General features: G+C 29.1%; 11 protein-coding genes. 8 read left to right on the forward strand and 3 right to left on the reverse strand.

Going from position 1 to position 12,068, the window contains the following annotated elements:
• Positions 1 to 4 precede the first annotated feature (4 nt).
• From ACFWU4_RS05330 to ACFWU4_RS05365, 8 genes are all read left to right on the forward strand, one after another.
• Positions 5 to 1,366, forward strand: coding sequence for a hypothetical protein (locus ACFWU4_RS05330; protein ID WP_411125603.1), 1,362 nt, complete (start codon positions 5 to 7; stop codon positions 1,364 to 1,366).
• On the forward strand, positions 1,363 to 2,379 hold the full coding sequence (locus ACFWU4_RS05335) for a hypothetical protein (RefSeq protein ID WP_411125605.1): 1,017 nt from the start codon (positions 1,363 to 1,365) through the stop codon (positions 2,377 to 2,379). Before ACFWU4_RS05330 ends, ACFWU4_RS05335 begins: the two co-directional genes overlap by 4 nt.
• Positions 2,380 to 2,393: 14 nt before the next feature.
• On the forward strand, positions 2,394 to 3,569 hold the full coding sequence (locus tag ACFWU4_RS05340) for a glycosyltransferase (protein ID WP_411125606.1): 1,176 nt from the start codon (positions 2,394 to 2,396) through the stop codon (positions 3,567 to 3,569).
• A 44-nt stretch (positions 3,570 to 3,613) separates the two neighbouring features.
• Positions 3,614 to 4,714, forward strand: coding sequence for a glycosyltransferase (locus ACFWU4_RS05345; RefSeq protein WP_411125608.1), 1,101 nt, complete (start codon positions 3,614 to 3,616; stop codon positions 4,712 to 4,714).
• Positions 4,715 to 4,745: 31 nt separating this feature from the next.
• Positions 4,746 to 5,435, forward strand: a complete 690-nt coding sequence (locus ACFWU4_RS05350; protein WP_411125610.1) for a WecB/TagA/CpsF family glycosyltransferase — start codon at positions 4,746 to 4,748, stop codon at positions 5,433 to 5,435.
• A 126-nt stretch (positions 5,436 to 5,561) separates the two neighbouring features.
• On the forward strand, positions 5,562 to 6,674 hold the full coding sequence (locus tag ACFWU4_RS05355; protein WP_411125612.1) for an MraY family glycosyltransferase: 1,113 nt from the start codon (positions 5,562 to 5,564) through the stop codon (positions 6,672 to 6,674).
• Positions 6,675 to 6,742: 68 nt separating this feature from the next.
• Complete coding sequence (locus ACFWU4_RS05360; RefSeq protein WP_411125614.1) at positions 6,743 to 7,504, forward strand: polysaccharide biosynthesis/export family protein; 762 nt, start codon at positions 6,743 to 6,745, stop codon at positions 7,502 to 7,504.
• 4 nt (positions 7,505 to 7,508) lie between these two features.
• Positions 7,509 to 9,836 carry a GumC family protein gene (locus ACFWU4_RS05365; RefSeq protein ID WP_411125616.1) on the forward strand — a complete coding sequence of 776 codons (2,328 nt, stop codon included), beginning with the start codon at positions 7,509 to 7,511 and terminating at the stop codon, positions 9,834 to 9,836.
• On the opposite strand, the gene rpe is transcribed toward ACFWU4_RS05365, so the two are convergent.
• From rpe to ACFWU4_RS05380, 3 genes are all read right to left on the reverse strand, one after another.
• The gene (gene rpe, locus ACFWU4_RS05370; RefSeq protein WP_411125618.1) at positions 9,833 to 10,498 is read right to left on the reverse strand and encodes a ribulose-phosphate 3-epimerase; all 666 of its coding nucleotides are present in this window, start codon (positions 10,496 to 10,498) and stop codon (positions 9,833 to 9,835) included. The genes ACFWU4_RS05365 and rpe overlap by 4 nt on opposite strands.
• 192 nt (positions 10,499 to 10,690) lie before the next feature.
• Complete coding sequence (locus ACFWU4_RS05375) at positions 10,691 to 11,554, reverse strand: RNA polymerase sigma factor RpoD/SigA (RefSeq protein ID WP_411125620.1); 864 nt, start codon at positions 11,552 to 11,554, stop codon at positions 10,691 to 10,693.
• An 89-nt stretch (positions 11,555 to 11,643) separates the two neighbouring features.
• Positions 11,644 to 12,018, reverse strand: a complete 375-nt coding sequence (locus ACFWU4_RS05380; RefSeq protein ID WP_411125622.1) for a hypothetical protein — start codon at positions 12,016 to 12,018, stop codon at positions 11,644 to 11,646.
• Positions 12,019 to 12,068 lie beyond the last annotated feature (50 nt).

The raw sequence follows: 12,068 nt of genomic DNA on the forward strand, positions 1-12,068 counted from the left end.
GTAAATGGAAAATATTTCAAATTCAATTAAAACAAGTGAAGCTGATTTTTTAGTTGCTTTATTTGATGGATTAAATAAAAATGAAATAACCTATTGCGTATTAAGAAATTTTGATACCCTTCCTTATCATCTCAATGGTAGTGATATCGATGTATTTGTTAGTAAAGAAGATTTTGAAAAATTTCATGAAATTTTAATACAAATCGCAACCAAATTTGAAGGAAAAATAATTTCTAAATTAACGACACCAAGTGTAAAAGATGTCGCTATTTGTGGATTTTATAATAATGAATGGTGGGGAATTAGGTTTGATACATTTACATATATCGGCACAAATGAATGCGCAATAGTCTCTAACAAGTACATTATAGATAGAATAGAATTTCATAATAAAATTAAAGTAGTAAACAGAAATGATGCATTAATAATTGGTTTTGTAAAAGAAATTATTGGAGCTAAAAAATATAGTCATCGCTATTCTAAAGGTGCTTTAAAGGCTTACAATGCGGAACAAGAAAATTATACTAGAGCTTTTAGAGAAACTCTGCCAAAGGTTTTAGTAACAGATTGTTTAATACCGCTTTTAAAAGACGAATCAGTTTTCTCAAAGCATATATGTCATAAACTATATAAAGGTTATAGAAAAAAAGCGTTTATTAATAACCCAAAAAAACACATAGTTAATACCATTGGTAGCTTTGGTTATAAATTAAAAAGGTTAATAAAAACTCCTGGTTTTTCAGTTGCAATTATGGGTACGGATGGCTCTGGTAAAACTACAGTTATTAATGAGTTAATTCCTTTGTTAGAAAAACCATTACATAATAAAATTGTTTGCAGTCATATGCGTCCAAATACAATACCAAATATTGCTCAATTATTTGGCAAGCCTAAAGTAGATGGTCTTAATGAGAATCCACATCAAGGAAGTGCTTCTGGATTTCTTGGATCCTTTTTAAGATTATTGTATTATACCTTTGATTATATCTTTGGATATTGGACAAAAGTAAATATCACTTTGGCAAAAAAAACAACCATATGGTTTTTTGACCGTTATTACTATGATTATTTAATTGATCAAAAACGCGCACGTATAAATTTACCAAAATGGCTTATTAATTTTATTGAAGTTTTTATACCTGCACCAGACTTAATAATTTGTTTAGGAGCGGAACCTAATTTAATTTATGCAAGAAAACCAGAGTTACCATTGAATGAAATTAAAAAACAAATAAATAAACTTAAAACATTTAGTAAAACAAAAGAAAATGCAGTATGGGTTGATACAGGTGAAAACTCACTTGAGACTACAATTAACTTAACGATGTTGCACATAATTAATAAAATGTCAAACCGTTACCAATGATTAAATTTAGTGATTTTCTTTCGCAAGGTGATTATTTGTTTTTGCCATCAAAGAACAATTGTAAAGTTGTCTTAAATATAACGAATCAGCGGTTAAGCAATAATTCTTATAAATTATACAATCCCTTTTCTTTAAAAGGAAAGATTTTTAAAAGTGTTTTTAGACAAATAACCTTTGTTTTAAATAAACCGATAAAGCTCTTGTTAGGTAAAAAACATTTTCAATCTTCAGCGTTTATAATTGAATTACAGAAATTATTAGATACGAAAATAAACTCATCCTTATATATTGCTACAGCTAAGGATAAGGTTGTTTTACAACTACAAAATCGAGATAATTATGTAATTGGCTATGTAAAATTCTCATTAAATAATTTAGGTAATGATCATATAAAAAATGAGGTTAATGCAATTCAAATTTTAATAAAAGCTGGTATAGTAGACTCTAATTATTTAATACTTACAAATGAATATAAAGGATCTAATTACTGTGTCTTAAAAAATTTAGAAGGTACTATTAGTAGTATTTCGGAGGTGATTATTCAAGATATTTTAAAATCATTTAAACGTAAAACTCAATACACATTAGCTCTCCATCCAAGAGTTTTGAATATTAGAAAACAATTAGAGTTACAAAAACAATCAGAGATTATTAAAATACTAGATGACACCATAAATGACTGCAAAAGCGATTATAGATTGGTATACGAACATGGTGATTTTGCAGAATGGAATATTATAAAGATTGGTGAAGATTATCGATTATTTGATTTTGAATATTTTGTAAAAGACGGTTTAGAATACTTAGATTTATTTAAATTTTATTTTCAGAAAGCATCTTTGCTTGCTGGTTATAAAGGGCCTAGATTAGTTGCATATTTAGAAAAAAAAATAAATTTGTCGCATCGTTTTAAAACGCTTTTCATCATTTTTTTAATTAAAGAAATTTCTTTAAAAATAAAAGAAAACAAAAATAGTAATAAAGAATACACTATTCTTAAAAGTATACTGTAAATAGACTATTAAAAATGAAAACTATACATACCATTATTGCGTATGCTTGCGAAGATGCTGGTTCTGAGCCTAGTGTAGGATATCATTGGTCTAAATATATAGCACAACTTAAACCTGCAAATAACATTACTGTTATTACTAGGAAGAACAATGATATATCCCTATTAATAGAAAACTATAACATTAATAAAATTGAAATTGATTTACCAAGTAATTTAATTTTTATTAAAAAGATAATAGGGATAAGACTATATTATTTGATTTGGAAATTTCTTGTTTTTATTCATTTAATAAAAAATTTTTCAAGGTACAAACAAGGTATAGTTCATCACATTACATTTACTCCTATTTACTATCCTCCAATTTATTTTTGTTTACCATTTAAGTTTAATTGGGGACCAATTGGTGGTGGTGAAAGTTATCCTTTAGCATATTATAAATCTATGATGCTTGCAGATGTTATAAATGAAATTTTTAGATCCATTTTAAAATATTCCATTTATATAAATCCGTTGTTTTATTTTGGTTGTTATCGCTCTAGTCTAATAATAAGTTCAACAGAAGAAACTACACAATTAATACCCAAATTATATAGAAAAAAAGTGGTCACAGAGTTAATGGTTATTGATAATGATAAAAATGATTTAGTAGACATTGGTAACCAAACAATCATTATAGCTAATAGGCTTATTAATTGGAAAATGACACATTTATTTGTAGATGCTTTTGATGCATTTTTACAAATATCTGATACCCAGTATAAATTAATTATAATAGGTGATGGTAAATATTTTAGTAAAATTAAACCCTATATAGATAGTAAAAACATTAATCATTATAGTAGGTTTAAAGATAGAAATGATATGTTAGATGCCTTAAAGAAAAGTTCCTTATTTGTTTCTATGTCTTTGCGAGATTCTGGCGCTGCATCTTTGTTAGAGGCTATAAGTTATGGAATTCCTTATTTAGTCACCAATTCTGGCGCTCATAAGTTATTCTTAAATAATGGAGTAGGATATAGTTTTAAACCTAGTAATTACGAAGCAGATAAAGCAAAAATCATTAAAATATTATCTTGTGTTTTAAACGATAATGCGGTATTACAAAGCGAGAGGGATAAAGTGAGAGCATTGTATACATCTGTTTTTTCAGAAAAAGTTAAAAAAGAACGATTGTCTAATTTTTTTTAAGGCTCATAAATTGCAAACCTCAATAGAGGTTTAATCATTTAAATATGAAATCGAAGGTACTATTTATTCTTCATTTACCACCACCTGTGCATGGTTCGTCTATTATTGGTAGCTATATAAAAAATAGCTCTAAAATAAATGAGGCTTTTAATACAGTATATATTAATCTTGGTACTTCTAGTTCTATAAACGAAATTGGTAAGAAGGGTATTAAAAAATGGTTGCTCTATTTTAAGATATTAACTCGTATTGTAAAGCAAATGTTAATTTTTAAACCTGATTCTGTTTATATAGCGATGACTGCAAAAGGAATTGGATTTTATAAAGATATATTAGCTATTTTTTTTATAAAACTATTTAGGGTACAATTAATAATCCATTTTCATAATAAAGGTGTTAGCGATCACCAAAATAAAACTATCTGTAATTTTTTGTACAAATGGGTTTTTAAGAATGCTAAAATAATTTTGTTATCTAAATACCTATTTTCTGATATTAAGAAATATGTAAATGAAGACGATGTATATTATTGTCCTAATGGTATTATGAGAATTAAAACTAATGATAGTGCTGTATCTGATAATAACTATGGAAAGTTAAAACTATTATTTTTATCTAATCTTATGACCTCAAAAGGAGTGTTTGTTTTATTAAAAGCGTTATCTATTCTAAAAAAGAAAGGTGTAGAATTTAGTTGTAATTTTATTGGTAGTGCAGGTGACATTAGTGAATTTGATTTTAGAAAAAACCTATCAGTATTGAATCTAGATTCTGATGTTAATTATTTGGGGGAAAAGTTTAATGAAGATAAAGAAGCTATATTTAGAACTTCTGATGTATTTGTTCATCCTAGCCTCAATGATTGTTTTCCATTAGTTTTATTGGAAGCATCACAATTTAAACTGCCAATGGTGTCTACATTTGAAGGTGCAATTCCTGAAATTATTGAAGATGGATTTAATGGGTTTTTAGTACCTAAGAATGATCCTTCCGCATTAGCTGAAAAATTAGAAAAATTAATTCAGAATAAGAATCTTAGAATTTCATTAGGAGACGCTGCTTTTGAGAAGTATGAAAAAGAATATACATTTTCAAAATTTGAAAATAATATGTGTTCAATTTTAAAGTCCATTAATTCAAATTAAGATGTTATTAAGTTTTAATGTTTACTCAAAGATGTTACAAGATATAGATTTAGATTCTGTTCGTGTAATTAATACTTTAAACCCTCATAGTTATTGTATATCTAAAAAAGATAAAGATTTTGAAAACGCCTTAAAAGCATCAGATATTTTGTTGCCAGATGGTGTAGGAATAGTATGGGCAGAAAAATTACTAAATCGTAGTAGAATACATAAAATAGCAGGTTTTGATTTATTTAAGTATTTAATGAATCATTTAAACGTATCTAATGGATCTTGTTTTTTTCTTGGTGCTTCTGAAGCTACATTAAAGCTTATAAAAGAAAATGCCATTAAAGATTACCCTAATGTTAAAGTATATAGTTATTCACCACCGTATAAATCAGTATTTAGTAAAACAGATAGTAAACTAATGTTTACTAAGGTAAACACTGTAAAACCAGATGTTTTATTTGTAGGTATGACAGCGCCAAAGCAAGAAAAATGGGTGCATGATTATAATAATAACTTAAACGCTAAGATTATTTGTTCAATTGGAGCTGTTTTTGACTTTTATGCAGGTACAGTAAAACGACCAAGTCAATTTTGGATTAAACTTGGTTTAGAATGGTTACCAAGACTTCTAAAAGAACCTAAAAGACTAGCTAAGCGTAATTTTATATCTACACCAAAATTTATTTTAGAGGTTATTTACTTTAAAATTTTTAAGAAAGGTTTTTTATAGTTGTGATAATTAGCTTCATCTTTTAAGTATATATCGACAGACAATGGATTGGTATTCTTAAATTTGTTGAATATATTTTATAATTTGTATATTTCGGAACCCCTTAAGTCCTTCTAAAATTCTTATATGTTTAAAATTTTATTTGAAGACTTTTCGCCAGAAAATAATATATTTATTTGGTTATCTGTTGCTTTTATATTTGCCTTTTACATTGCATATCAATCTTTTCCTGCTATTCTATTCGTTGCTAAAGAAAAGCATTTAATGGATGAGCCAGACGGACGTAGTCTTCATAATAATACAACACCAACACTTGGGGGGATTGGTATATTTTTAAGCTTAATAGTTGTAATGACGATAGTAGGAGCTTTTTTAAACACTAAGATTCTATTATTAGTTATGGGAGGTCTCACTATCCTATTTTTTCTTGGCCTTAAAGATGATTTAATTGTATTATCTGCATCTAAAAAAATTGCAGGACAACTTTTAGCAGCTGGTTTACTAATTGTTTTTACAGATACGCGTATTATTGGTTTTTCAAGTATTTTAGACGTTAATACTTTGCCATATTGGGTGTCAATAGGGTTTACTCTTTTTGTTTATATTTTAATTATAAATGCTTATAACTTAATCGATGGTATCGATGGGTTAGCTGGTACTTTTGCTTTTTGCGCTAGTTGTATATTCGTTTATCTATTTGTAAATGCAGGTGATTTAAGTTTGGCCACTATAGCAGTAGCTCTATGTGGATCACTTTTGGCTTTTTTAAGGCTTAATTTTTCTAAAAAAAGTAAAATATTCATGGGAGATACAGGCTCTATGGTTGTGGGCTATTTATTGGCGTTTTTCACTATTAGTTTTATAAATATGACTCAAATTAATGAGTTTTCTGTTTATTATAAATCTTCACCAGCACTGGCTTTTGCTTTAATGTTTTATCCATTAATAGATACACTTCGTGTTTTTTTTACAAGAATTGTAATTCATAAAACAAGCCCATTTAAAGCAGATAAAAATCATATACACCACAGATTTTTAAAGAGCGGTTACAGTCATTTAATGGCAACCTTATTAATTTGTTTAATCAATTTTATTATTGTTTGCATTGCCTTCAATCTATTACACCTTAATCTAAATACACAAATTATTTGTATAATATGTATTGGGTCGATACTGTTTTTACTACCATTTGGAATTAAGAAATTTATACATAATCAAAACAGGATTAACTCAATTTAGTTAATTAGTCAAAGCTTTTGCGAATACTACAAATGCCGTTATATTTGTTACATATAAATGATAACTCAATGAAATTTAAAATAATAACTTTATTAAGTTTTGTGATATTGGCATCTTGTGTTTCTAAAAAAGAGATCCTTTATTTACAAGACGTTGATGTTAATAGCAGTGATTCAGTGAATTATCAATCAGCAACAATTCAACCAAATGATATTTTGAAAATTGTTGTAGAAAGTATTGTGCCCGAAGCTGCGATTCCTTACAATAAAAACTCAGCGCAAAGTACGCAACCTCAAAATATTGAACTCATGCAGTTAGATGGTTATTTAGTGTCTATTAATAATACCATCGGTTTTCCAGTTTTAGGAAAGATTTCAACGGACAATAAGACGCCATCACAACTTGAAGAAGAAATAAAAAGCAGGTTGATAAACGAAGGTCATCTTGCAAACCCTTCTGTTCACGTACGTTTACTAAACGCAAAAGTGACGATACTTGGTGAAGTAAATGAACCAGGAACTTATAATTTTACTGAGAATAGTATTACTATTTTGCAAGCGTTTGGTTATGCAGGTGATTTAACAATCAATGGACAGCGAGATGATATCCTAATTACTCGAGAAGTGGATGGAGTTCGTAGAATTTCTCATATAGATTTAACGACTTCAGCCTTTATGAATACAGAGTTTTATTTTATAAAGCCAAATGATGTCATTGTAGTTAATCCTAATAATCCAAAGGTTAAAACAGCTGGTTTTATTGGTGATGTTGGTACCATTTTAACTATTGCCTCTTTAGCATTGAGTATAACGATTTTATTATCACGATAGCTATATGGACAATTCATTTAACAATTATACCTTTAAAGAAGAAGACAATATTGATCTAAAACAAGAGATTAGTCGCTATCTACGTTATTGGCCCTGGTTTTTATTTGCTTTGACCATTGCCTTGATTAGCTCATATGTTTATTTACGATACGAGCCAAGAATTTATGAAACCTACGCTAAAGTTAAGATTTTAGATGAGTCTGAAGGTTTAGAATTACCTACATCTGCATTTGTATTTAAACGAACTAATATTAATCTAGAGAATGAAATAGAAATTTTAACCTCTTATCTTATAATGAATCGTGTTGTAAGACAGCTAAACTTAAATACAAGTTTTTATGAGGAAGGAACAATTCAAACTACTCAAATAGATGTTTTGCCATTTGATTTTCGGCAAATTATAGAGTCAGATAGTGTGTCAGAGCGCTTATCTTATTTAATAAATATAAAAGAAGATAGATTAGAAATAGTAAATTTAAAAACAGAAAAAACATTTTCTTTTCCAGAATTTTCTACTGAAGATAAAAATATTAGACTCCCTTTTAGTATTAGACTTAATTCTACAGAAGCCAAAGAGACCTTATTAGAAAAATCTTATATCGTTCATTTTAATCCCATTAAAAACACTGCTTTAAGCCTGAAATCTCAGATTAAAGTTGAGGCTATTGGCGAACAAAGTGACCTACTTAAATTAACCATTAAGGGAGAAAGTAAATTACTTTCAGAGAGAATATTAAATACAATAATCGATGTGTTTGATAAAGATGGTATTAATGACAGACAATTGGTTTCAAAACGAACATTAGATTTTATAGATGATCGGTTTGTGTTTTTGGCTCAAGAACTGGACTCTATAGAAATTAGTTATCAAGATTTTAAACAAAACAATAACTTGGTAAACTTAGTTACTGATGCTGAGTTAGGTTTGCAACAACGCACTGAATCTGAAGAAGAAGTTTTTAAGGTCGAAAATCAGTTGGCGTTAGCAAGGCTGTTAGAGAGTTCATTAAAAGATAATTCAGAATCTAGCTTGCTACCAGCAAATATTGGTATCAATAATCCAGGAATTAATACTTTGATATCAGATTATAATTTAGCTGTAATTAATAGAGATAAATTAACAAGTGGTGGTGGAGCTAATAATCCAACTGTAAAAATAGCCGTTAGTCAAGTTAAAGATTTAAAATATAATATAAGTAATTCACTTAGAACATATATTAGTCAATTAGAAGCTTCTCAACGTCAGTTAGGAACCAGAAACCGTGTATTTTCAGGTAAGATGTCTCAAATTCCAGAGAAAGAAAGACTACTTAAATCTATTGCTCGTCAACAAAAAATTAAACAGAGTTTGTATCTTCTATTACTTCAAAAACGAGAAGAAGCTGCCATAAATTTAGCAATTACCGAACCTTCTATAAAGATTGTAGATTACGCATTGTCTGGCTTTAATCCAATATCTCCAAAGCCAAAGGTCGTCTATGCTGTTGCTTTACTTTGTGGATTGCTAATTCCTTTTGGGATCTTATATGTAGTTTTTATGATGGATACTAATCTGCAAAATAAAGACGATATTATAAAGATTGCATCTAAAATACCTGTTATTGCAGAGATACCAGAAATGCGAAGTAAAAATATTAAAGTTTTTACTGATCCTAATGATCGAAGTGTACTCGCGGAAGCTTTCAGGATTTTAAGTTCAAACGTTGATTTTATATTGCCTATAAATAATAATATAAAAAGTAAAGTAGTCTATTGTACGTCTACAATTAAGGGGGAAGGAAAAACTTATGTAAGTCTAAATTTATCTTTAGCCTTATCTAGCATTAATAAAAGAGTATTATTAATTGGTGCAGATTTAAGAAACCCTCAAATTCATACACATATACAAGAAGATAAACATAAACCAGGTTTATCTAATTACTTACATGATATAGATTATGATTGGAGAGATGCTGTAATTAGCGGTTTTGATAAACATCCTAATCATCATATTATTTTATCAGGAAGTATTCCGCCCAATCCAGCTCATTTATTAACCAATGGACGTTTTGAAAGTTTAATCGAAGAAGCTAAACAAGATTATGACTATATAATAGTTGATACCGCTCCTACAATTTTAGTTACAGATACTATGTTAATTTCTCAACTGGCTGATGCAACCATATATATAGCTCGTGCTAATTTTACTGACAAGAATCTATTAAACTATTCTAAAGATTTAAATGATACAGGTAAGATTAAAAACATGGCGTATGTTATCAATGGAGTAGGAGCGAGTAAATCTTATAGTTATAATTATGGTTATGGCTATGGTTATGGAAATGAAAATTAATTAGTATTAGCTATACGTTTTAAGTTATTAATTGTTGCAGTAGGGTCGTCATTCTTAAAAACATGACTGCCAGCAACAAACGTATCTGCACCTGCTTCTACAAGTTTTTCAATGTTTTTATCTGTAACACCACCATCTATTTCTATTCTTGTATCTAATCCTTGCTTATTGATCATCTTACGAAGATTTTTAACGCGCTTATAAGTTATGTCTTCAAATTTTTGACCACCGAAACCAGGATTTATAGACATTAATAATATCATGTAACATTCTGGGAGAATATCTTCTAAAACATTTAGTGGAGTGGTTATATTTAATACAATGCCGGCTTTGCAACCAACATCTTTAATTTGTCTTAATGTTCTATGCAAATGCACAGTAGACTCATAATGTACCGTAATAATATCCGCACCTACTTTTGCGAATTCTTCAATATAACGCTCTGGTTTTTCTATCATTAAATGCACATCTAATGGCTTTTTGGCATGTTTTTTAATAGCAGCAATAACTGGCATTCCATAGGATATGTTGGGTACAAAATGCCCATCCATAACATCGATATGAAACCAGTCCGCATCACTATTATTAACCATTTCAGTGTCACGTTGTAAATTACCAAAGTCAGCAGCCAGCATTGAAGGAGCAATTAATTTTGAAGCCATTTTTTATAGTTTATTTGAGATTTGTGCTAAGGTAAATAAAAAATAAAGTTACTGTATTGAGGAGTTAATAAACTGTAATAAAAAGTGAACCCACGGTAATCAGCCGTGGGTTCTTTCATCAATCAAAAAACGAACAGTTATGTTTTGTAACTGTTGTTACCTTTATTAGTTGGTCGCTAAATATACGAAAAACTAACCTAAATATGTTTTTAAAATTTTACTTCTAGAAGTATGCTTCAATCTTCTAATAGCTTTTTCTTTTATTTGTCGTACACGCTCACGTGTTAAATCAAATGTTTCACCAATTTCTTCTAAAGTCATTGGGTGCTCATTTCCCAATCCAAAATATAAGCGTATGACATCTGCTTCTCTAGGAGTAAGTGTTTCTAATGCACGTTCAATCTCTGTACGAAGAGATTCGTGTAGTAAATCTCTATCAGGGTTTGGAGATTCTCCGCTTCTTAATACATCATATAGATTAGAATCTTCTCCTTCGACTAATGGCGCATCCATACTTACGTGACGCCCAGAATTCTTCATTGATTCTTTTACATCCTTAATTGTCATATCTAATTCCTTAGCAATTTCTTCAGCAGAAGGAGGTCGTTCATGACTTTGTTCTAAAAACGCAAAAGTCTTATTTATTTTATTGATAGAACCAATTTTATTTAACGGAAGTCGTACAATACGAGATTGCTCGGCTAATGCTTGTAAAATTGATTGTCTTATCCACCAAACCGCATAGGAAATGAACTTGAAACCACGAGTTTCATCAAAACGTTGTGCTGCTTTAATTAAGCCTAGATTCCCTTCATTGATTAAATCTGGTAAAGTTAATCCTTGATTTTGATATTGTTTAGAAACTGAAACAACAAAGCGTAGGTTTGCTTTTGTTAATTTCTCTAATGCAAGTTGGTCTCCAGCTTTAATGCGCTGTGCTAGTTCTACTTCTTCGTCTGCTGTAATAAGATCTACCTTGCCAATTTCTTGTAGGTACTTATCTAACGATGCAGTTTCCCTATTGGTAACCTGCTTGGTAATTTTAAGTTGTCTCATTTAATTTTCGATTTGTGCAAATGTTTACAACGTAGGTTGTATTTGTTATACGTAGAAACCCAGCGAAATGTTACATAAAACTGAAAATATTAAATTTTAAGAAGCTTAACAGTATCTAAATTAATGTCATTAATAATGTCATTAGTAAACTTGTAGTGTCCTCTTTTAGTGATTAACCGAAAGCGGTAAGACTTTAACTGACTTAACGTATTTAGAAATAGCCATTTAGATTTTAACAATCTCGGTTTTTGTGATTTAAGACTTAAATCAAAAATGTGTTTCCTTCCTTCTTTTTCGGCAACAATATCTGGTGTAACTTCTATTTTACTTCCTATTTTTAGAAATGATTTTGGAGTTTCATACCCATCAGTATCTGCTTTAATATTATCATAGCCTAAATTTTCTAGATACTGAATTGAATTGTTTAACTCCTCTGCGTAATGTTCTTTATCTTGTGTTATCATATCCTATAAAATAAGTAAAATAAGGCGATTCCCCAATAATTTAAGATAGT

The sequence above is a fragment of the Winogradskyella sp. PE311 genome, from assembly GCF_046545555.1.
GTDB lineage: Bacteria > Bacteroidota > Bacteroidia > Flavobacteriales > Flavobacteriaceae > Winogradskyella.